Origin of the sequence: Halobacillus sp. Marseille-P3879 (assembly GCF_900240285.1) — a bacterium.
Taxonomy (GTDB): Bacteria; Bacillota; Bacilli; order Bacillales; family Halobacillaceae; genus Halobacillus_A.
In genome coordinates, this window is sequence record NZ_OESS01000003.1 from 211,880 (window position 1) to 235,382 (window position 23,503).

19 protein-coding genes are annotated in these 23,503 nt (G+C 41.7%); 13 read left to right on the forward strand and 6 right to left on the reverse strand.

What is annotated here, in order from left to right; genetic code table 11:
• Positions 1–140 precede the first annotated feature (140 nt).
• The 10 genes from betB to C1A12_RS15640 all read left to right on the forward strand — a co-directional run bounded on the left by betB (position 141) and on the right by C1A12_RS15640 (position 14,625).
• Complete coding sequence (betB, locus tag C1A12_RS15600; protein WP_101846478.1) at positions 141–1,613, forward strand: betaine-aldehyde dehydrogenase; 1,473 nt, start codon at positions 141–143, stop codon at positions 1,611–1,613.
• A 153-nt stretch (positions 1,614–1,766) separates the two neighbouring features.
• Positions 1,767–3,449, forward strand: coding sequence for a choline dehydrogenase (betA, locus tag C1A12_RS15605; protein WP_101845274.1), 1,683 nt, complete (start codon positions 1,767–1,769; stop codon positions 3,447–3,449).
• Between the two features lie 382 nt (positions 3,450–3,831).
• The gene (gene rlmD / locus C1A12_RS15610) at positions 3,832–5,310 is read left to right on the forward strand and encodes a 23S rRNA (uracil(1939)-C(5))-methyltransferase RlmD (RefSeq protein WP_101845276.1); all 1,479 of its coding nucleotides are present in this window, start codon (positions 3,832–3,834) and stop codon (positions 5,308–5,310) included.
• Between the two features lie 518 nt (positions 5,311–5,828).
• Positions 5,829–6,950: a glutamate 5-kinase gene (gene proB, locus C1A12_RS15615; RefSeq protein WP_101845278.1), complete on the forward strand. Its 1,122-nt coding sequence runs from the start codon at positions 5,829–5,831 to the stop codon at positions 6,948–6,950.
• A 322-nt stretch (positions 6,951–7,272) separates the two neighbouring features.
• A complete protein-coding gene (locus C1A12_RS21140; RefSeq protein ID WP_159462209.1) occupies positions 7,273–7,440 on the forward strand; it encodes a hypothetical protein in 168 nt (55 codons plus the stop codon).
• 211 nt (positions 7,441–7,651) lie between these two features.
• A complete protein-coding gene (locus C1A12_RS15620) occupies positions 7,652–8,809 on the forward strand; it encodes a Gfo/Idh/MocA family protein (RefSeq protein ID WP_235001631.1) in 1,158 nt (385 codons plus the stop codon).
• Between the two features lie 40 nt (positions 8,810–8,849).
• Positions 8,850–9,920 carry a Gfo/Idh/MocA family protein gene (locus tag C1A12_RS15625; protein WP_101845280.1) on the forward strand — a complete coding sequence of 357 codons (1,071 nt, stop codon included), beginning with the start codon at positions 8,850–8,852 and terminating at the stop codon, positions 9,918–9,920.
• 472 nt (positions 9,921–10,392) lie between these two features.
• Positions 10,393–11,022 carry a 2OG-Fe(II) oxygenase gene (locus tag C1A12_RS15630; RefSeq protein ID WP_101846482.1) on the forward strand — a complete coding sequence of 210 codons (630 nt, stop codon included), beginning with the start codon at positions 10,393–10,395 and terminating at the stop codon, positions 11,020–11,022.
• 189 nt (positions 11,023–11,211) lie between these two features.
• Positions 11,212–13,347: a type IA DNA topoisomerase gene (locus C1A12_RS15635; RefSeq protein ID WP_101845282.1), complete on the forward strand. Its 2,136-nt coding sequence runs from the start codon at positions 11,212–11,214 to the stop codon at positions 13,345–13,347.
• A 93-nt stretch (positions 13,348–13,440) separates the two neighbouring features.
• On the forward strand, positions 13,441–14,625 hold the full coding sequence (locus C1A12_RS15640) for a DHHA1 domain-containing protein (RefSeq protein ID WP_101845283.1): 1,185 nt from the start codon (positions 13,441–13,443) through the stop codon (positions 14,623–14,625).
• Between the two features lie 63 nt (positions 14,626–14,688).
• Here the strand turns inward: C1A12_RS15640 and C1A12_RS15645 are convergent, their stop codons facing one another.
• Positions 14,689–14,886 (reverse strand): hypothetical protein, encoded by a 198-nt coding sequence (locus tag C1A12_RS15645; protein ID WP_101845285.1) that lies wholly within the window; start codon positions 14,884–14,886, stop codon positions 14,689–14,691.
• A 203-nt stretch (positions 14,887–15,089) separates the two neighbouring features.
• On the opposite strand from C1A12_RS15645, the gene C1A12_RS15650 reads away from it, so the two are divergent.
• The 3 genes from C1A12_RS15650 to C1A12_RS21530 all read left to right on the forward strand — a co-directional run bounded on the left by C1A12_RS15650 (position 15,090) and on the right by C1A12_RS21530 (position 17,925).
• On the forward strand, positions 15,090–15,611 hold the full coding sequence (locus C1A12_RS15650; protein ID WP_101845287.1) for a DUF1456 family protein: 522 nt from the start codon (positions 15,090–15,092) through the stop codon (positions 15,609–15,611).
• Between the two features lie 204 nt (positions 15,612–15,815).
• Positions 15,816–17,423, forward strand: coding sequence for a C40 family peptidase (locus C1A12_RS15655; RefSeq protein WP_159462210.1), 1,608 nt, complete (start codon positions 15,816–15,818; stop codon positions 17,421–17,423).
• 367 nt (positions 17,424–17,790) lie between these two features.
• Positions 17,791–17,925, forward strand: a complete 135-nt coding sequence (locus C1A12_RS21530; RefSeq protein WP_255408423.1) for a hypothetical protein — start codon at positions 17,791–17,793, stop codon at positions 17,923–17,925.
• Positions 17,926–18,075: 150 nt separating this feature from the next.
• Here C1A12_RS21530 and C1A12_RS15660 read toward each other — a convergent pair whose 3' ends face one another.
• The 5 genes from C1A12_RS15660 to C1A12_RS15680 form a co-directional block, all read right to left on the reverse strand.
• Positions 18,076–19,179, reverse strand: a complete 1,104-nt coding sequence (locus tag C1A12_RS15660) for an ABC transporter permease (protein ID WP_101845291.1) — start codon at positions 19,177–19,179, stop codon at positions 18,076–18,078.
• Positions 19,176–20,453, reverse strand: coding sequence for an ABC transporter permease (locus C1A12_RS15665; RefSeq protein WP_101845293.1), 1,278 nt, complete (start codon positions 20,451–20,453; stop codon positions 19,176–19,178). Before C1A12_RS15665 ends, C1A12_RS15660 begins: the two co-directional genes overlap by 4 nt.
• A gap of 11 nt (positions 20,454–20,464) precedes the next feature.
• Positions 20,465–21,397, reverse strand: a complete 933-nt coding sequence (locus C1A12_RS15670) for an ABC transporter ATP-binding protein (RefSeq protein WP_101845295.1) — start codon at positions 21,395–21,397, stop codon at positions 20,465–20,467.
• A gap of 114 nt (positions 21,398–21,511) precedes the next feature.
• Positions 21,512–22,147: a response regulator transcription factor gene (locus C1A12_RS15675; protein ID WP_101845297.1), complete on the reverse strand. Its 636-nt coding sequence runs from the start codon at positions 22,145–22,147 to the stop codon at positions 21,512–21,514.
• Positions 22,125–23,285, reverse strand: a complete 1,161-nt coding sequence (locus tag C1A12_RS15680; protein ID WP_235001632.1) for a sensor histidine kinase — start codon at positions 23,283–23,285, stop codon at positions 22,125–22,127. Before C1A12_RS15680 ends, C1A12_RS15675 begins: the two co-directional genes overlap by 23 nt.
• Positions 23,286–23,503: the final 218 nt, after the last annotated feature.

The window sequence follows — 23,503 nt, forward strand, 5'->3', positions numbered from 1 at the left end:
CATTCATTAGATAAGACGGCAGGGGAAGCATTTTTTGAAATTATTTTGACAGCATTATAAAGACATGTTAGTGTTAAAATTGTTAAATAAATTCTTAACAAACTTAACTTACTTCAAAATTGGAGTTGATCAAATTGGACCTGAACCTAAAACTAAAACAATATATTAATGGCAAATGGGTGGACGCAAACTCAGAGAATACACGTAATATTATTAATCCATTTAACCAGGAGATTATCGCCGTTGTTCCAGAAGGGGACGAATCAGATACAAAAGAAGCAATCGCTGCAGCAAGAGAAGCATTTGATTACGGAGAATGGCCTTCTACCCCGGCAACTGAGCGAGGGGCTGTCGTAAGGAAAATTACTGAATTTATTGAAAGAGATAAAGAAGAACTTGCTCATTTAGAGTCATTGGATACTGGTAAGACAGTCGAAGAGAGCCGTGGAGATATGGATGACATCGCTGGAGTGTTTCGTTATTATGCAGAAATTGCAGATAAAGATGGCGGCGAGCTCATCGATTCTCCAGTGCCGAATTCGATTAGTAAAGTAGTTCATGAACCAGTTGGGGTTTGCGGGCAAATTACTCCTTGGAATTATCCTTTACTGCAAGCGTCATGGAAACTGGCTCCAGCACTTGCAACTGGAAACACTTTAATTATGAAGCCGAGTGAAATCACACCGCTTACTCATATAAAAGTATTTGAACTAATGGAAGAGGCGGGAGTGCCTGCTGGTGTTGCCAACTTAGTTCTTGGCGCAGGCGATAAAGTTGGCGCAGAGCTTTCTAGTAACACGGATGTAGACCTTATTTCTTTTACAGGCGGCATTGTGACAGGTAAGAAAATTATGCAAGCAGCAAGCTCGAATGTGAAGAAGCTTGCCCTTGAGCTTGGCGGGAAAAACCCGAATGTAATCTTTGCGGATGCTGATTTTGATATTGCTGTTGATCAAGCATTGAACGGAGTATTTTTCCACGCCGGACAAATCTGTTCAGCTGGTACAAGACTGATTGTTGAAGAAAGCATTCACGATGAGTTTGTGAACGCGCTTGTTGAACGGGTGAAAAAATTCAAACTCGGAAGCGGATTTGATGAGGATACTCAAATGGGGCCGCTCATTTCAGCTGAACATCTTGCGAAAGTAGAAAAGTATGTAGAAGCAGGGGTTAAAGAAGGCGCGACTTTAGCTGTTGGGGGCAAACGCCCGGAAGATCCGGAATTGCAAAATGGCTTTTTCTACCTTCCTACGATTTTAACCGATTGCACAACCGACATGACGGTTGTTCAAGAGGAAGGGTTTGGGCCGGTTATTACGGTTGAGAAATTCAGTTCAGAAAAAGAAGCTGTAAAACTTGCAAATGATTCTATCTACGGACTTGCTGGCGGCGTTTTTACCAACGATATTGCCAAAGCTGAACGTTGTGCGGCGAAGATGCGCATGGGAACCGTTTGGATCAATGAATTCAACCTGTATTTCCCACACGCCCCTTGGGGTGGATTTAAGCAGTCTGGTATTGGACGTGAACTAGGCAGACTGGGCATTGAAGAATATACAGAAACAAAGCATATCTTCCAAAACCTTAACCCTGAAACGTTCAATTGGTTCTAAGCTGATACTCTACCTTTTTTAATAAAATGAGCTTCTGTTTAAGTAAATAGTAAAAATCGCGAACGATAGACTGAATTCGATAAATAAAGAAGGGATGATGTGTAATCCTTTTTAACCCTTCTTTCCAAATTTAACATCAAGGAGGAACAGAATATGAGTGAATTTTACGATATTGTAATCATTGGCGGCGGTAGTGCGGGTTCTGTACTCGGCAATCGTCTAAGTGAAGATGGGAAAAAAAGTGTTCTTGTTTTAGAAGCAGGACGCAGTGATTATTCATGGGATCTGTTGATCCAAATGCCGGCGGCTTTGCCGTTTCCGGCCGGCAAAAGCCTCTACGATTGGAAATATGAATCTGACCCAGAGCCTTATATGAATGGACGACGGATCAAGCATGCCCGAGGGAAGGTGCTCGGAGGTTCCAGTTCAATTAACGGTATGATTTATCAACGTGGAAATCCAATGGACTATGAACGCTGGGGATCTGACGAAGGTATGGAAACATGGAATTGGGCTCATTGCCTTCCATATTTCAAACGTCTGGAAAATGCTTTAGCCTCACCAGATGATGATCTTCGCGGCCATGATGGTCCTATTAAGCTGGAACGCGGCCCAGCTAAAAATCCTTTATTCCAGGCCTTCTTTAATGCAGGGGTGGAGGCTGGTTACTCACGCACTCCTGATGTGAACGGTTTTCGCCAGGAAGGGTTTGGACCGTTTGATAAGCATGTGTACAAAGGCCAGCGCATGTCTGCTTCACGTGCTTATCTGCATCCAGTAATGGACCGCGAGAATCTAACAGTGAAGACGCGTGCATTTGTTTCAAGTATTGACTTCGATGGTACTCGTGCGAAAGGGCTGACCTATCAGCGAAACGGGAAAACACACCAAGTTGAAGCAGGTGAAGTCGTCCTTGCCGGTGGTGCCATTAACACGCCGCAGCTGCTTCAATTGTCAGGTGTAGGAGATGCCGAACACCTCCGCTCACTTGGCATTAAACCGGTTGTCGACCTTCCAGGTGTAGGAGAAAACCTTCAGGACCACCTTGAAGTCTATGTACAGCATGCTTGTCCGCTTCCTGTTTCCGAACAGCCGAACTTGAGTAAAGCGCGTATGCCCTGGATCGGTTTGCAGTGGATGCTCGGACGTACAGGTCCAGCAGCGACGAACCACTTTGAAGGTGGAGGTTTCGTCCGTTCAAACGAGGAGGTTGACTATCCGAACTTGATGTTCCACTTCCTTCCTGTAGCGGTGCGATATGATGGTCAAAAAGCTCCAACTGATCATGGGTTCCAGGTACACATCGGACCTATGTACTCTGACGCCCGCGGATCATTAAAGATTCGCTCGAAGGATCCGAAAGAGCATCCGAGCATGGTTTACAACTATCTTTCCACTGAACAGGACAGACGCGAGTGGGTGGAAGCGATCAGAATTACTCGTGAAATTATGTCGCAGCCAGCTATGAAAACTTACAATGCAGGAGAAATTTCCCCTGGTCCTACCGTTCAAACGGACGAGGAAATTCTGGAGTGGGTGAAAGAAGATGCTGAGACTGCTCTTCACCCTTCTTGTACAGCTAAGATGGGACCTGCATCAGATCCGATGTCTGTCGTAGATCCTAACACGATGAAGGTTCACGGCCTCGATAATGTACGCGTGGTTGATGCATCTGCCATGCCTTACGTAACGAACGGCAATATCCATGCACCTGTATTGATGTTGGCGGAAAAAGCAGCAGATCTTATCCTTGGACGTAAACCACTGGATCCAATTGATGCTGATTTCTATCGTCACGGAGTACATTCGGCCGATGCTGGCACCGTAACTAAATAGCCCTGTTTATGAGAAGGTCTCTTTCTAAAATGTATTTGCTCCTAAAGCATGCATTTATGAACGAGTGCCTTCTCTTTTTTTGTCGGTGACTTAATAAAGGTAATATAGAATTGGCGAGCATTTGCTCGTCATCTATTTTCAGGAGAAGATTTTGACTTATGCTTTATATTATATACTGGGGCTTTGCTCTTCTCATGTTGAGCGAATCATTCGAGTATCCTTTGGTCACACTGGTGAAGGAGTATTTCTAAACTGTCTAAACATTTGAGAGTCGGACGTTTAGCTCACTATATGGAGCCATGGCTTATTATAATCGTTCGTTTTACCGTCAGCTTTGGGTAGTTTATAATGAGGGGCAAATAAGCAAAGACAGGAAGTGCCTATGAGTAAAAGAAAAAACCAAGGACACATGAAATCCAAAAATAAAACTAACAGTTCCGAGAAACACCGTGGGAAACAGAACACATCTCGACGTAAAAAATCAAAAGAAAATCATAAGGAAATCCATGGGCCTCCACGTGGACAGAAATCCATATCCTTAGTGGAAACTTGCACAGGCTTGAGCAAGGAAGGCAAAGGTGTTATTCAATGGCAAGGGAAGCAGTTGGAAGTGCCTTTTCTGCTGCCTGGTGAAAAGGCTGAGGTAAACGTGTTCCCAAAAGGACGAACCGTGGAGGCGGAGTTAAAGCGTGTAATCACTTCAGCAGAGGAACGGGTCGAACCTCCTTGTCTGTATTATTACGAATGCGGGGGATGTCAGCTCCAGCATATGAGCAATCAGGCACAGTCGCATTTCAAGCAGGAAAGAATAGATGCTTTGATGAAGCCGTTCGGAAAGCCGGAGCCTATTTTGACGATGGATCACCCGTATGACTACCGGAACAAGAGCCATACGACAGTCGGTCTCAATCACAAGGGTCAGGTCATTGGCGGGCTGTATGCTCAAAACACTCATGAAATCATCCCGATGGATAAGTGTCTCATTCATGATCCAAAAGCGGACGAAATCGTTCAGACTATTAAGGACTACTTGAAAAACTCGAAAATGGAGCCGTATAACGAAGACACCGGACGAGGATTCTTACGGCACGTGTTGGTTAAAGTGGGCAAGGTCAGCGGGGAAATCATGGTGGTGTTAGTTGCAGCATCCTCTGAGTTTAAAGGGAAAAAGAATTTTGTAAAAGCAATACGCAAAGCTCACCCGGAAATTACGACGATGCTGCTAAATGTTAATAGACGATCCACCAGCATAATTCTTGGAGATCAAGAACAAATCCTGTTCGGCAAGGGAACGATTACAGACACTTTGTGCGGATTGGAGTTCGAGATCTCAGCAAAATCCTTTTATCAGATCAATCCGGTTCAGACGGAAAAATTGTATGGAACAGCCATAGAAATGGCTGAATTGAATGGCAAGGAAACTGTGATCGATGCTTACTGTGGAATTGGTACAATTGGCCTGGTTGCCAGCCAAAAAGCAGGAAAGGTTATTGGTGTAGAAATGAATAAGGGTGCAGTCCGAAACGCTGTTCAAAATTCGAAACGTAACGGAGTACAAAATGCACGGTTTTACCAGGGTGATGCCGGAGAATTTATGGTAGAAATGGCAGCGCGTGGTGAAAAAGCCGATGTGGTGATTATGGATCCACCCAGAAGCGGGAGTGACGAAGCGTTCTTATCAAGCGTCGTGAAGCTTCAGCCGAAGAGGATCGTATATGTGTCCTGTAATCCGGAAACGCAAGCCCGGGATTTGAAGTACTTGGTGAAGAATGGGTATGAAGTTGAAGGAATTCAGCCGGTCGATATGTTTCCGCAGACTTATCATGTAGAATCAGTTGTAAAGTTAGTACAAAAGGTGTAACGGAATAAACACCCTCTTAAATAAAACACAACTGAATCCCGAGATGGATGTATAAGAACAGGACCAAAACACTCATCAATGTGTCAGTAACAATGCTTGACGCGAGAAATCATCTTTTACTTCGTTGAAGATGGAAATCGTATGAAATTTTTAAAAAATTCAGTTTGATTTTACATTGACTCCTAATTAAATTTAATTCATAATAATTTATTAATATAAAAGATGAACAAGTAAATATAAAATTGAAAGTAATGATAGGGAACTATTAGATAGTCCTCAGGTGAAAGAGAGTAAGATCCATCGGCTGAAAGATTTTACAACCTGCAATGCTGTTGAACCTCTCCCTTGAACTGTTAGGCAGCCTCCTAACCGATTTTCCTGCGTTAAAGGATACCCGAAAGTGGATATTAGCTGGATCTAATATCAATGAAGGTGGTACCGCGGAGACAATGCTCTTCCGTCCTTTGCAGAAGGATGGAAGGGCATTTTTTACATAAAAATTGGATGGTGAATGAGTAATGAACAAGAAAAGGATCGTTGTCAAAATAGGTAGCAGCTCCTTAACAAATGCAAATGGAGGACTAAGTAGTGAAAAGCTGCGTGAACACGTAGAGGCGCTTGCACGCTTAAAGCAGCTTGGGCATGAGGTGATTTTAATATCATCCGGAGCTGTAGCAGCTGGATTTACCGATCTTGGCTATTCTTCCCGTCCTGTAACCATTGCCGGTAAACAAGCAGCCGCAGCAGTAGGTCAGGGGCAATTATTAAGAGGTTATACGGAAGAGTTTAAAAAACATGGCGTTGTAGCAGCACAGTTACTACTAACGAGACAAAATTTCTTGTATAAAGACCAATATCAAAACGCACATGCCACCTTATCTGAACTTTTAAAGCGTAATGTAACCCCCATTATTAATGAAAATGATTCAGTCTCTGTTGATGAATTAACCTTTGGCGATAATGACATGTTATCAGCCCTGGTAAGCGGTCTTGTTCATGCGGATTTATTAATGATACTAACAGATATCAATGGAATATATGACCAAAACCCACGAACTCATCCAAATGCAAAAAAGTACAACTTCCTTCATGAGATTGAGGACCATTTAGTCAATGGCGCTTCTGAAGCCGGTTCAAAAGTAGGTACCGGCGGGATGAAATCAAAAATAGAGGCAGCCCGTACAGCACTGCTTTTAGGAGTGAAAGTATTTATTGGATCTGGTGCCGGGAATGAAAAACTTGTTGATATTCTAGCTGGAAAAGGGGATGGAACTTATATTGGTGGCAGTTCACATTCCAGTATGAATAATTCTAAACAGTGGCTGGCGCTCCATTCCATTCCTAGTGGGAAAATTGAAGTGGACCCAGGTGCAGAAGCTGCTATATTAAGACATGGTAAAAGTCTATTGCCTGCTGGTGTAACAAACATTATTGGCAACTTCAGGGTCAATGATGTTGTTGAGGTAGTTAATGTAAAAGGGGAACTCATTGGAAGAGGCAGCGTAAACTTTTCTTCTCATCAATTGTTAGAAATTAAGGGATTATCAAGCGCGGAGGCTATGATAAAGGCTAATAGCGATCAAAAGGTTGTTATTCATAGGGATTATTGGGTAAGTGATAATAAAAAGAAAATGAAGTAAGAGTGATTACAGAGACGAAATGTCCAGGCAAGGAAAATGTTCTTGCCTGGACATTTTTTATGTGGACATAACATATCCAAATAAACATTATTCAATTTTGAGTCAGTTTTCTCAAGGGGGAATTACGGCACAGAGATCACTAGCCTTTAAGTAAAAAAATGTTGTTTCTGTATCTTATCAAACCTAGTTATCGGAAAATTCATAATCATTTGTTGACTTACTGATATATACATAATAAACTAGCTAAAAGTTTTATGGATGAAAAAATATATTTACAGAGACAGGGGAGCCATTTAGATTTTAGCGGAGGGTGATTAAAGAAATGGATCAAGACAAACCGAACATTGTACTTATTATGGCAGACCAGATGGCGTCAGATGTAATCGGGGCTATAGGCCACGCGGCGGTGCAGACACCGAATATCGATCGGATGGTGAATGATGATTGTAATTCACCAATATGTGTCCCCGTCCCGGGCTTCGTTTGTTAGTGGAAAACATGTAAGTAAAATCGACGTATTTGATAATGCTTCAGATAGCCCTATAAAGGCTAACGCTGCAGGAGCAGTAAGGGTCAGTGTCGGGTATATCCTGTGTTTTGACTTGTTTATCTATAATTTCTAAGAGAATCAGGAGACATTGCGGTTGTTATTATACATTCTTGCAGAAAAAGCTAAAGTTTAAGCAAGGAAAGGTGAGTGCATGAAAAAAGAACTCAGAATTGGCATGATTGGCTATCAATTTATGGGAAAAGCTCACAGTCATGCCTACAGGGATTTGCCTTTTTACTTTGATTTAGAGTTCCAGCCAGTGTTGAAAGTGATATCTGGAAGAAACGATCATGCGGTAAAAGAAGCTGCAGAAAGAATGGGATTTGAAGAATATGTAACGGATTGGAAGAAGCTGATAGAGCGAACTGATATTGATATCGTGGACATCGTAACACCGAACCATACCCATGCAGAAATTGCTATAGCAGCCGCAAAAGCTGGCAAACATATTATTACGGAAAAACCCCTCGCCTTGACACTGGAAGAGGCCAAGGAAATGCATGAAGCTGTAAAAGAAAATAAAGTAAAGCACCTGATTTGTCACAACTACCGCTTCGCTCCTGCTGTGCAATTTGCAAAAAAACTGATAGTAGAAGGAAGGTTGGGACGTCTTTATCACTTCAGGGCTAATTATTTGCAGGATTTCATTATGGATCCTAACTTTCCTTTGATATGGCGTCTTAAAAAAGAAATATCAGGGTCGGGTGCCCTGGGAGATATCGGTGCTCACAGTATCGATTTATCACGTTTTCTGGTAGGGGAAATAAAGGAAGTTGTAGGGATGACTGAAACTTTTATTAAAGAAAGGCCGTCCGGAGAGATGGCTGGCGGTCTGAAAGCGACTGCGGATCAAAGCTCTTTAGGTGAAGTGACAGTAGACGATGCCGTTGCCTTTATCAGTCGTTTTGAAAATGGTGTGTTAGGAACCTTTGAAGCCACAAGGTTTGCGGCAGGGAACAAAAATAAAAACAAGTTTGAGATCAATGGAGAAAAAGGTTCGATCCGGTGGGATATGGAGGACATGAACAGGCTGGACGTTTACTTTAGAGATGACGAAGCAGGACTACAGGGTTTCCGTACCATTAATTGCACGGAAGAGGAACATCCATATGCAGGGGCTTTCTGGCCTGCTGGTCATATCATTGGCTATGAGCATACCTTTATTAACTTATTCCATGCTTTTCTTCAAGGGCTGGATAAAGAGGAGACAGCATACCCTGATTTTGAGGATGGTGTGAGAAACCAGGCTGTTTTGGCTGCAGTAGAAAAATCAGCGGAGACAAAACAATGGATCGAGATCAAAGTATAAATTGAAGTGGTGAGTAACACCCGAAATAAGGAGTGAATAAATGAATAAGAAATTGAAAGTAGGAATTGTCGGTGGAGGAGGTATTGCAAGAGGAGTCCATATTCCGAATTATTTAAAGCATTCAGATAAAGTAGAAGTAATAGCTGTGACAGACATTGTTAAGGAAACGGCTGAAGATTGCGCTGAAATGTTTTCCATTCCGCACGCTTTTACCGATTATAAAGAAATGTTCCGTAAATGTGATTTGGACGCAGTAAGTGTATGTACTCCAAATAAATTCCATGCAGAAGCTGCTATTACGGCTCTGGAAGAAGGCTGCCATGTTCTTTGTGAAAAACCTCCGGCAATAAATGTAGCAGAAGCGACAGCTATGGCAAATGCAGCAAAAGAAAATAATAAAATTTTGACATACGGATTTCATTTTCGCTTTTCACCCGAAGTTCGGACATTAAAACGGTTTACAGATGCAGGGGACCTCGGTGAAATATATGCTGCCAGTATTCAGGCCGTAAGAAGACGGGGAATACCCGGGTGGGGAGTCTTTACTAATAAGGAACTTCAAGGCGGAGGTCCTTTAATTGATATTGGAGTACATATGCTGGATGCAGCTCTTTATTTGATGGACTACCCAGAGCCTGAATCTGTTTTTGGCGCGACTTATCAAAAAATTGGAAACCGTAAAGGTGTAGGGTTGATGGGAGACTGGGATTGGCAAAACTTTTCAATAGAAGATATGGCAAGAGGGATGATCCGATTTAAAAATGGAGCGACTATTATGCTGGAGACGGCTTTTGCCGCAAATGTAGAAAAAGATGATGTGATGAATGTTTCATTAATGGGCGATGAAGGCGGAGCGGATGTATTTCCGTTAAAAATATATAAAGAAATACATGAGTCTCTGATTGATATCTCTCCCGCCTATTTGCCTAAGAAGGGGTATCACGAACTTGAATTAGAAAGTTTTATAAATGAATGCCTGACTGGTGAAGAATCGCTCAGCTCACCTGAACAAGGAATCATTATTCAAAAAATAATTAATGGTTTTTATGAATCTGCAAGAATAGGGGAAGCGGTCAAGATAGAAGATTCCGAAAAAGCTTCTAAGCTGTAGGATAACCTATCTTTTACCCAATTGTTTATCTTAGAGGGTATGAGGTTATCACGAATATAGAAAATTTCTTAAGGTGCTGTTGTTTGTATTCTCCCGTAGTAAGCCATGAATTCGAATGTTATTACAAGGAGTGAGCATAAACAAATAAGGCCAAGTCCAACTCTGCATGCATATTGTATTGAATGCTTCTCCATAAATAATTTCCTGGTAAGATGACTACTCACATAATTAGAATGGGTGGTCTTTTTTTGACATTTGGAATGAATTCTTTACTGTAATGTTGGGGAAGGACCCACTTTGAAATAAAAAGGGTCGCATTATTTGTGAACAAATTTGTAAATTTTAAGAAAATTAAAGGAAATATAGTAAAAAGGTGTTAAAATATATTTCATATCCTATAGTTTTTCGAGGATGTCCGCGTCTCTTTGTAAGCGTTTTATCAAATTTAGAAGAGGTTGATGAAAAAGTGACAATGCAAGTGAAAGAAGCTTCAATATTTGATCACACGGGAAACAAGATTATGACCGAAGACCGGGAGATAGCGATTATCGCCAAAATGGAAGACCCTAAAATCGTTATCCTGGGAAACGTGGTAAGTGAGGCAGAGTGTGAAGAGATCATTAGTCTTTCGAAAGATCGAATGAACCGATCAAAAATCGGTTCGAGACATGACGTGAGTGACATTCGGACGAGCAGCAGTACCTTTCTGACGGAGGATGATGTCACGAGCAGAATCGAAAATCGAATCGCGCAGATTATGAACGTACCCGTTGAACATGGAGAAGGACTTCACATACTGAATTATAAACAAGGTCAGGAATATAAAGCACATTACGATTATTTTAAATCAAAGGTCAGAGCAGTGAACAATCCTAGGATCAGTACGCTTGTTCTTTACTTAAACGATGTAGAAGAGGGAGGAGAAACCTACTTTCCTCAAATGAATCTATCGGTCTCTCCTCATAAAGGAATGGGTGTCTATTTTGAATATTTTTATTCAGATCCAGTGGTCAACGAACGTACCCTCCACGGCGGATCCCCGGTTACAGCTGGTGAGAAATGGGCAGCTACGATGTGGGTACGGAGAAAACAATACCGATAAAATTGCTGTGGTAGAGAGGGTATGACTGTACTACAGGCAGTGTTCAATTGTATTTAAATTATTTAAGAGATCAATTCAGACGAGGAATTGATCTCTTTTTGTGTTTTTAAGTAACCATCCCCTCACACCCCTTGCTTTCCTATTCTTCCCATAGTAATCTAAAAGTTCATTGAAGGGAGTGGAGAGACCGTGACACGAGTGGTCATCTTAGCCGAAAAACCCTCTCAAGCAAAAGCTTATGCAGAGGCTTTTACGATACAGGCAAAAACGAAAACATATATTCAATTAAAGCCGGATAAGACCTTTCCGGACGGCGCCACCATCACGTGGGGAGTCGGTCACCTGGTTGAATTAAAAGAGCCACATGACTATAAAACGGAGTGGAAGCGATGGAAGCTTGAGCAGCTGCCGATTGTTCCTGATCGTTTCTTAGAAAAAGTGTCTAAGGGAAAATGGGAGCAGTTTCAGGCCGTTAAGCAGCTGTTCCAGCAGGCGGACATCATCGTGAATGCAGCCGATGTCGACCGGGAAGGCTCGAATATTTTTTACAGCATTCTCCGCTTAACCGGTGTAAAGGGAAAGCCGATTCAGCGGTTGTGGATCAATTCCCTTGAAAAGGAAGAAGTTCGTAAAGGGTTTAAGAACTTACAAAATAATGAGAAGGACTTGCGTTTATTTGACGAAGCGAAAGCCCGGCAAATCAGTGATTGGCTCGTTGGGATCAATGCCAGCAGGTTGTTTACTTTGCTTTTGCAGAAGAAAGGGTATTCCAGCTATCTGTCGATTGGACGCGTCCAGTCACCCACCGTTTATTTAATCTATCAACGGCATAAGGAAATCGAAAACTTTGTCTCCGAGCCTTTCTATCAGATTGAGGGGCTTTTTCAAGCGAAAACAGGTTCTTATAAAGGGCTGGCTGAAATTAAGGAAAAGGATAAGGCGAAGGTGCAGGAACTTATGGACAAGCATGGGTTGAAAGAAAAGGAAGACTTAACGGGAATTGTCCAAAAGATTGATCAAAAGACCAAACATCAAAAATCACCGAAGCTGCATTCACTGTCTACCTTACAAAGTGTTGGGAACCGCCGGTGGAAATATACGCCGTCACAGGTATTAAAGACGATGCAGAAGCTCTATGAGAAGCGGCTGGTTTCCTATCCGCGGACAGACTGCAATTTTATAACAGAAAGTGAATTTGCTTACGTAGTGAACAACTTGAATGCCTATCAGGAATTGTTGAATGTCGCTTTTACCCCTGTGTCTTTAAAACCAAACAAACGGTTCGTCAACTCAAGTAAAGTTCAGGAACACTATGCGATTATTCCGACAAAATCCGTACCAACAGAGAAGAAACTGAATGGGCTAAGCCAGGAGGAGCGCAATATTTACAATGAAGTGCTGGCAACGACTCTTGCGATGTTTCACTCGGACTACGTATATGAAGAGACGGTGATTTTCACCCATGTTCACGATTTGCCTTTTAAATCTACGGGCCGAAGAGAAGTGAAAAGGGGATGGAAAGAGCTGTTTCCAAAGCTTTCTCAATCAAAACAGGAGAAGGAAGCTTTTCTTCCAAATGTTGAAAAAGGGGAAGAAACAGGGGCGCGTCTTCATATAAAAGAGAGTATGACACAGCCGCCAAAGCCTTATACTGAAGGTCAGTTGATCAATATGATGAAAACGTGCGGGAAACTCGTGAATGATGAAGAAGACGTGGAGATTTTAAAAGAAGTTGAAGGCCTGGGAACAGAAGCCACCCGCTCCAGCATTATTGAAACGATTAAGGCGCAGAAGTATATCGAAGTGAAAAAGAACAACGTATATGTTACAGATAAAGGAATTATGCTTTGTGAAGCGATTGAAGGGACGCTGTTATCAAGTCCTTCCCTTACAGCGAAGTGGGAATCGTATTTAAAGAAAATCGGAAGCGGCGAAGGTTCAAAGCAGGTTTTTCTTAAGCAGACAGGGCAATTTATTGAGAAATTAATTCAAGAAACCCCCGACTCGATTCAGCAGGTGTACGTTCGAGCGACTGAAGGGAAAAAGAAATGGAATGAACCGATCGCTAAATGTCCTGCCTGCGCTTCTGGCTCGATCATGGATCGATACAAATTCTACGCTTGCTCCAACTACAAAGAAGGATGTAAAGTGACATTTCCTAAGAGGTTAGCGGGAAAAACGTTAACGAACCATATGATTAAAACGTTATGCGAGCAGAAGCGTACCCGGGTGCTCAAAGGGTTTAAAGGAAAGAAAACGTTTAGTACTGCTTTAACACTTGATGAAGATTACAAGATTAAATTTGATTTTAAAAAGAAAGCTTGAATGTTGAGGCCTGGCTCCTGACGAATTTAGTTGGGATCAGGCATCTTCTATATATGTTACGATACCTCAAGGAAAACATAGGAGGAAATTACAATGACGAGAAAGCTCTACTACATAGATCCATATCAAATGGATTTTGAATCAAAGGTAATCAAAATAGATGAAGATGAGCGTGGTTTTTACGTCGTGCTCGAAGAAACAGCATTTTACCCAACGGGAGGCGGGCAGCCTCACGATATAGGAACGTTGAATGGAGTCAAAGTGTTCGATGTCGAAGAAGCAGAAGACGGGGTGCGTCATTATACAAAAGAAAAGCTTCCGTACGGTGTAGTAAATGTACATGGAAGCATCGATCAGGAGCGTCGAGTCGACCATATGCAGCAGCATTCCGGCCAGCATATCATTTCAGCGGTCTTCCATGACCAGTTCGGTATCCCGACAACGAGCTTCCATCTAGGAAAAGACACGGCGACGATCGATTTGGATACAGAGCATCTTAACGACGATCTTTTAAAGAAGGCAGAAGAGCAGGTGAACAAAATCATTCGTGATAACATGCCGGTAGAAACGAAATGGATGTCCGTTAAAGAGGCGGCGGGGTATCCACTTCGCAAACCGCTTGCCGTCGATGGGGAAGTTCGGCTTGTAGTGATTCCCGGCATTGATTACAACGGCTGTGGAGGCACACACCCGAACTTCACGGGGGAAGTCATGGCGGTTAAGTTCTTGGGATGGACCAAGAACAAGAAGCAGGTGCGTCTGGAGTTTGTCTGCGGCCAGCGTGTGCTGGATAAGCTCGGACAGAAGCATCAGGTAGTAACTGGAATGAAACGGATCGTGCCAAAACCGGAACATCAGCTTGTGGAGGAAGTCTACGAGATGATAAAGGTGAGCAAGGAGAAAGACAAGCGAATCGCCGAGCTTGAAGAGCAGCTGCTTCAGCATGAGGCCCGTGAAATTCTTTCAGCTTCACAGGGGGAAAGAGTAATCCAGCGTTTTTTCAAAGCTCGTTCGATCAAAGTGCTTCAGTCTTTGGGAAAAGCGATCATTGAAGAAGCCTCTAATGCCTATCTTATTCTTGTTAGTGAACAGGACCATCAGCTTCAGTTTGTGCTGGCTCATGGAGCAGACGTTAACCGAAATATGAATGAGGTTGCCCAACAAATCCTGCCCCTTATAGAAGGAAAAGGCGGAGGCAAACCGAATTTCGTACAAGGAGGTGGAAAAAAAGTTATAGACGGGGAGACTTTTGCTGAACGAGTTAAAGCCCTTTTATAATACAGTGCCTGATTCGCAGCAGAATCAGGCACTTTTTATATGTAACAGTATAATTAAGTTTTACTAAAACTTTCTTACGTGAACAGGATCTACTGTACTGGATAGAGGATATTTAACCCGGAACTTACGATTGATGGCATGAATTAACTCATGCTTTGCTTCCTCAGAGGCAATTTCTCCTTCTTTAATATCCTGATGGTTCATTCTTACTTCAAAGTCAATCTGGTGATGCTTGTAATGGATCTTCCCTGAAACAATCATTGTTTTCCTCCTTTTGAATCTACTAGGCTAGCTGAATTCCCTGCAGCAAGATAATACCCGAAGGTCTTTTTACTCAAACTCGCACCTGCCAATCCATGGACAAGGGCTGCTTAGAACTATTCAAATTAGGATAGACTAATTTGTGCTTTCACGTGTTATGATTAGGATCTTAATATTTTTCGAAGCGAATTGGAGGTTTATCTATGGATAATAATGATCTATTAATTAGAATAAGGTATGCTCTTGATATAAAAGATCGAGATATGCTTGAAATATTTAAACTTGGCGGCGTTGATTTAACAAAAGAAGATGTGTTAAAAGTACTTACAAAATCAGATGACAGCTATGAAGATGAGGACGATGATGAGGCAGAAGAGAATGAAGATCATATGAAGTGTACGAATAGTATGTTCGAATCCTTTTTAAATGGCTTTATTACGTTCAAAAGGGGACCGCAGGAGCCAAAACCTGGACAGCCGCACAAGCCCGATCGGTCAATAAAGAACGCAGCAAATGTAAATAACGTCATGCTAAAAAAAGTGAAAATTGCACTCAAGTTAACGAGTGAGGATATCATTGACATTTTAGATAAAGCAGGAGTCACCATCACAAAAGGGGAATTAAGCGCGTTATTAAGAAAAGAAGGTCACAAAAATTATAAGGTGTTCGGTGATCAATATGCGAGAAATTTTCTGAAAGGGTTAGCAATAAAATATAGAGGCTGAGAAGGCTGTTTAAGAAAAAATGCCTGGCCACCCTGGGATAACTATTTGACAAAGGGATGCCAGGCATTATGTCTGCAAAGGTGTTAACCGGCCATTAAAAGTTTGTTTACAAGATGTAATTTTTAAAGTGAGTTGTTTATGCTATCTTTAGAATGGTAATAAATTCTATAATTACTAATGATTTTTTCGTGGAGGCATGATGGAATGAAGCGACCCGCACCTTTGTTTTTCTTCCTTACGCTTTTATTTTTCTTATTTATACCGGGTGTATCTGAAGCTGAGGAAGTAGATGCTGCGGCTGATCTTGCCCTGGATTTGGTCGGTGAAAATGATCAAGGATATATTACATCTGAGCTTGTCCAGTATGTGTATAAAGAATCAAAGTCGATTTATCTCCCCAGGAGTGCCGCTGATCAGTGGGTGGAAGGAGAAGAGGTTGAAAGTCTTCAAGCTGGTGATGTGGTATTTTTTCAGGGGAGTCATTTAATGTCAGGGATTTACATAAACGACGGCCGCTTCGTAATCGTTACGAGCGAAGGGATTTCCGAGAGAAATTTGGAGACCAGCGAATATTGGTCCAATGCATATCAAGGGGCCAAGCGGCATTCGGAGGATAGTTCTCCCCCTTCCTCAGACAATGAGATTGTAGAGAAGGCGAAAAGCTTAATTGGGACTCCTTACAAACGAAATGGGTCCAGCCCAGACGAAGGGTTTAATTCAGGCGGTTTTGTTTACTATGTGTTTAAAGAGGTGACAGGAAGCTGGCTGTCGAAACGCCCCTCTTCACTACTTGAAGCGGGCATGGATGTGGAAAAAGATAATCTGAAGATAGGGGACCTTGTCTTTTTTGAAAATGACGAGCAGGAACAGATCTCAGGCATTTATTCAGGGGATAACCAGTTTATCATCGCCACTTCATCCGGGGTCCAGGAAAGGAATTTGAGATACCACAGTTATTATGCAGACCGTTATATAGGTGCTTCTCGTTTTACTAAAGAGATCCTGGAAAAATCTAATCCCGACATGTATTCGGACCATGGACACCCAGCCGTAAAAGAAGCGATGAATTATTTAGGAACGCCTTATTTATTGACAGGCAGCACTTTGGAAGCATTTGATTGTTCTTTCCTCGTACAAATGGTATTCCGTGACTCAATGGACATATATTTGCCCCGGATCACTTACAAACAGTGGAAAGTAGGCGAAGATCTCAATATTGATGAATATGAGCTTGGTAACGATCAGCTTACCCCTGGAGATGTGCTGTTTTTCTCAGGCACATGGCAGGAAGGGATTTCACACTCGGCGATCTATTTAGGTAACGATTACATTGTACATGCTACCGGTGAAGAAGGGCAGACGACCATTTCTTATATGAGCGAGTATTGGCGTGATCACTATACCGGTGCTAAAAGCTTTGATGATATTGCCATTCAATATGAAAGTGAAGCGGTTTATGAAGCGCTCCAGCTGGTAGGGACAAAGTATACTCAAGGAGGCGAATCGTCTGAAGAAGGCTTTGACACGGGCGGATTCGTTCAATATGTGTATAACGAAGCCTGGCAGTATGAATTGCCTCGGTATGGCAGGCAGCAATGGGAGGAAGGAACTAAAGTATCCAGAGACGATGCGGAGCCCGGTGATATTTTCTTTTTCCAGGGCGCAAGTATAATCCCGGCCATTTACGTTGGAAACAATCAAATGATAGTCGCGACTAATTCCTATGGAGTTGCCCTCATAGATTTAACAACGAGTGATTATTGGCCATCACGTTATATCGGTGCAAGAACGTATGATACGGAAAGTGAATAGAACTCTGTATAGGACCCAGCTTTACTAGTGAGATGATCCTCTTTTGATGATTTCTAAAAGACAAGACAGAACAAACCACCACCTCATGTGAAATTTTTTATGAGGTGGTGGTTTTTTTATGAAGAAGGGAATTTCTTATTCAGGAGAAGTGAGTGTTGTATGGGGGTGACTTCTTATCTATCATTAATTCACCTTGGAATTGAGTACAATTTTTTCTCTTTCTAAAGCTAAAGGTGTTTTATATTAAATGAGAAATTAACTTCAGTAGATTAAAGGGATGAACTGGTTTTTGTTTAATATGTAGGTAAGAGGGTTAAAGTGATCTTTCCTTTTCTAAATAGAGTGATAATATTCGGAGGGATAATCAATGATTAACGTGCTAATAGTTGAGGAAGTTCAACTAGTAAGAAAAGGGTTGTTGTTTGCTTTACCGTGGAGTGATTTCAATATTCAAGTTGTAGGTGAAGCAAACAATGGAAACAAGGAGCTATCGAGGAAGTGAAAGAGGAAACCTCACAAAAAAGGATGAACAGTAGATCTAATAACTTAATTGTGTTTTGTTTGCTTAGAGATAAGGGTACAAAAAACCATTTAGATAAGGAATATCTAAATGGTTTTAACTAATCTTATGTGAGGAAACCATTATTAAAGGTCAATTCGATCTGCGTTCCACGAGATTAATCCCGATTCCCATAGCAATAACTCCGATAAGAATCATTAATATAAGAGGCTGGGTGATGTCGCTCCAGGTTCCATCATGCATGACAACGCTTAAGATCGCATCCATTGCATGGGAAAGTGGAAACAGGTCACCAATAAATATCAGAACACGGTTGTTAATTGTTCCCGGCATCATATAAGCTCCGCTAATTAATGGAATAATCGGAATAACCGATGGATAAACGGCGTAAAATTGTTCAGGTTTCTTAATGATCCCTGTCAATAATGTGGCGACACTTACCATACTAAAGGTAAAGAAGGCAATAATGATAATTAACAGGTCTAGTCGTTCACCAATGTCATAGTTTAAAACATATTTAAAAATGAGAATCACACTCAGCGTTTGAACAAAACCGATAAAGCAAGCGTAAGCAATGTATGCTGCATACATACCCGTTTTTGAAACAGGTGATAAAATCATCCGATCCCATAAGCCATACACTTTATCTTTCATAATATTGTTCACTCGAAAGCCGATGATAAACATGGCAACTAACAGGGTAAAGGCAAACATTAATTGGGTTGCCATATCATAACTGGAAAGTTCGTCACCTGTTGTAGATACAACTTCCATTTTTAACGGGGGGTCATCGAGCTTTGTCGTAATATCGGTTCTTAAACCATCAGGATCTTCCGCCTGTTCAACAGCTGCTTGGATGTATGCTTCTTTTTCAAAGACTTTTCTTACATGTTGCTCAACGTAGGGAACTGTTGGTAAATTAGATGTTTTAATAAGTTGATAATCATCTTCAAATAGCTTCACGGCCGCGTCCGAGCGTCCTTCTTGGACATCCTCTCTTGCTTCTGCTGGATCTGTTGTGATGAATTTCAGATTATTTTCTTCATTTAAAAGGGGCTCCCATTTTTCCTCAATAGCTTGTGCATTATCTTCTTCACTAAATATTGAGATCGAAGTAGGCGCCTGCGTTCCATCTGTGAAAATGAGCGTTACTCCAATACTAGCTGCCATAAATATAATGATCAGAAGCGGGTTGCGGCGTTCCTTCACCAGTTGTGCTAAAAACACTGAAATCATGAGGTTTCCCCCCTTTTAGGGTATAACATTATACTCACTAGTATGGAGATCAGGGTAATGCTGAGTAAACTAATGGCGGGCATCCAGAGGATTGATAAATCTTCGAATTGGAACCACTCCATTAACACGGACAGCGTCAGACCATTCGGCGTCCATTCGCCGATTTCCTGAAGCCAGTTAGGCAGCACATAGACAGGAATGAAATTTCCTCCTATGGTCCCGAAAAACATAATAATCGCCATAAAAATCCCGTTCGCTGTATCCGGGTTTTTTAACCGTAAGGAGATCGATGTCAAAATAGATGATAAACCTGCAATTGCAAAAGAATAAACGGATGCCATAAGGATTAATCCCATCCAAAACATAAAAGAACGCCCTGAGAACACCCCTAAGATCGCATGTGAACCAATAAAGATCAATAGGATTTGAAGCCAGGAAAGGATAAAGGTCGCGAACGTTTTACCAAATAAAAAGTGGAAGCCTGGTGCATTTGTTAAAGCAATTCGATTAAACGTATGCTCGCGTTTTTCAACCCCTGTACGGGTAGCAACCGTACTAGCCATAAATAAAACAAACAATGCTCCCATAGATAAAGTGAAATATTGATCGATTGAAAGCGTGAAGGATTGATCGTCTTCCATCATTTCCGTTCCGCCTTCAGGCCGTTGGATTTCACTGATATTAATATCACTGCCTGATGCAGATATGGCATACTGCAGGTTCATTTGCTCCAGGAAACCCTCAATAACATCATGAACCATATCCACTTCAAATGATGATTTTTCTGCTGAAAAGCTTAACGCATGTTCACTTCCTTCATTAAGGTAGAGGGTTTTTAATAATTGTGCGGTGTAATTCTCTGGAATGATGAGACTTGCATCCAGATCCCCATTTTCAACCCCATTCTCAGCCTCGTTTCTTGACATGGTTTGAACAGTCATCCAATCTTCTAATTCAGGACCGGTTAAAAATTCCGTTAATAATTCCACTGGTGGGGCTTCTTGAGCGCTGCGTATCAGCTCTTGCTTCCTTTCATCCGGAATTTGTTCTGATTGAGTGACAGAAACTTCAAATTCTTCTATCGCTTCCTCTTGATTCTCTTCTATCACTAAGCCTAAAGATAAATCGAAATTCATGCTTTGATCTTCCTCAAATATCCCAGACATTGAGACACTGAGCACCACTACTAATACGAGTGGTAAGATGATGACGGTTAGGACTTCTTTGCGATCGCGCCAAAATAATAGTAAATCTTTAATTAAAAATGTCAGCATTCAGACACCCCCTAATCCCTCAATGTCCTGCCGGTTAAATGGAGAAAAACATCTTCAAGGCTTGGATTTTCCATTTGGAAATTCAGGATCTTAATGTTTTCCTGATCCGCGATTCTCACAAGAGTGCTTATGATATTCGCTGATTTTTGGGCAATAATTTTGATCCCGTCTCCTGATTCTTCAACTTGCCGGACCACATCTATGTTTTGTATTGCATTTATGAAATTATCATGTATTTGGTTTAGTTGAACCCTCATTGTATCTTCATTGGAAAGAATGCTTAATAATTCTGAGTGGGTTCCAGAAGCAATCACTTTTCCGTGATCCATAATGTAGACACGGTTACAAAGCTGTTCAACTTCTTCCATATAATGACTCGTGTAAAGGACCGTGGTTTGGCTGTTTTCATTTAATTGGCGGATCATTTCTAATATATAATTGCGTGACTGTGGGTCGATTCCCACTGTTGGTTCATCGAGTATCAAAATACTTGGATTATGCAGCAAGGCTGAAGCAATATTGATGCGGCGTTTCATCCCGCCTGAGAAGGTCTTAATAATGTCTTTCTGACGGTCTTTAAGTCCTACGAGTTCAAGCGTTTCTTGAATGCGTAATTCTAATTGATCTTTTGGTACTCGGTAAATACGTCCGAAAAATTTCAAATTTTCATAAGCAGTAAGCTCTTGATATAAGGCAATTTCTTGTGGGACGACACCGAGCACTTTTCTTAAATCACTGGGGTTACTGATCATACTTTTCCCGTGTAATTTCACGTCACCGGATGTGGGCTTCAATAAAGAGGAAATCATGGATATTGTCGTTGATTTTCCTGCTCCGTTCGGACCGAGCAAACCAACAGATTCCCCCTTATCTAAATAAAGGTCTACATCTTCGACGACCGTTTTTCCCTTGAAAGCTTTACTCAGCTGTATCGTTTCAATCATAGCCGGACCCTCCCTGGTCATTATGGTTATTTATAAAATAAATGAAAAAGACTAGAGCCGCTACTGACTCTAGTCATTTCATCACTGATACCCGTGACTTCCGTCATTATTTAGTTACACAAGGTGGTGGCGGATTGCATAGATGGCCAACTGCGTGCGATCACGTAAGTCAAGTTTATCAAGAATGTGACTCGTATTATTTTTAACCGTTCCGACCGATAGCCCGAGACGAGTAGATATTTCTTGATTATTCAGTCCTTCGCCGATGCATTTTAAGATGGATCTTTCCCGCGGTGTCAGGCTTTCATCTGCTTTTTGGGGAGAGGATTGTTGGTTTAATAATGCTGGCATAACTTTAGCGGCAACGTGATCTTCTATGGATAATCCGCCTGATAAGGCACTTTTGATTGAGCGTATGAGAGATTCTGTATCTCCGTTTTTTAACATGTAGCCGTTCACACCAATTTTGAGGGAATCCATGACATATTGATCATCATCAAAGGTAGTCAGCATCAATATTTTTAAAGAGGGCCATCGTTCCCGCATAATTCTTGCTGCTTCAATTCCGTCCATGACAGGCATGCGAATATCCAGGATGACCAGGTCAAATGCCTGTTGTTCGCAAAGCTTAATCGCAGATTTTCCATCATCCGCTTCACCGGTTATTTTAATACCTGGCTCCGATTCAATCATCACTTTCAACCCTTGTCGCACCATAATCTGGTCTTCAGCTAAGAGTACTCGAATCATGAAGATTTCCCCGTCCTTTCAATTTTACCCAGCCGCGTAAAATAAATTGTTTTTCACTACGCTGAACCTCCAGGCCCCCGCCGAGCTTTTCCAACCGTTCCCGCATGGATATAAGACCATAGTCTTCTTTAAAAGTGTAGGCTTCTTTAATTGGATTGATGATTTCAAATCTAAAAATGCTCCCCCCGGGTGCCTCGAATGTAATTTGAGCTTCTCTTGCATGGCTATGCTTCATAATATTCGTCAGTCCTTCCTGAACAGCACGATAAATGGCAAAGGATTGTTCACCAGTCAAAGGAGCAGCAAAAGCCCCATGGTGCACAGAAAAATGAATGCGGATAAAGCTTTCCAGCTCCAGCTTCCGAATCAGACGCATAACCCCGTGTAAGCCTCCAATTTCCTCCTGCTTAAACGTTTTTACTGCGCGGCGTGTTTCTTCCAGGCTTTCATTAGCTAATTCTTTCAAACGTTCTATATGCGGAAGTTCCTTCGTTTCTGATTGGATTCTGTAGGCTTCTAACTGCATGATAAGGGAAGTTAATTTATGTCCCACGGAATCATGAATTTCTCTTCCGATCATCTGCCGTTCTTCCTGTCTGGCGCTTGCTTCGTCCTGGGCCACGCGCTTTTTGAGAATTCGGTATTCACTGTGCAGGTGGTCATATTGCGAGGAAAGCTTCTGATGATGAATATCTTTTATTTTATAATAAATGATTCCGGATACGACCAGCATGACAAACAATATTATAAATAATGTGGTCATGGTCGAAACTTTTCCGAATACTACGAAACTCATGATGGATAGCAGGCTGAGAAGGGAGGGGAATATCAGGTATCTGCCGGGTAACCGTTCAGCTGCTTCAGCTATAAGAAGCATGTAAGTTAGTAAAACCAGTATATTAAAGTCGTAAGCTTCATTTGGGAAAAATACGAAACAAACGATGACAGCATTTACACAAAACAAGAGTGTTAAATATCCTGTATTCTTTTTGAAAAGCGGAGTTATAAAAAAGAAGCAGAAATAAACCGCGACTCCTGCCAACCGCCATAAATACTGGTCTGTATCCTTAAATAAAGGGTACGTCAAGGCGGCCCAGACTACCAAGTGTAAAGCTAACCATATTAAAAATGATTTCATTAGTATCACCCGTTTCCCACCTAAAGACTCTTTCACAATATGAATCCTTTACATCCAATTAACTTGCCTGAGGAAAGACCCTGTGTCATAAAATTACGTCAACCCCTTGTGTGAATTCACAATTCAGTGGCTTTATTATCTTATTTCATATAATCAACCATATGAGTGACTTTCCAGACTTACACGCTAGTCGTATCTTAACACAATTCATCTAGCCA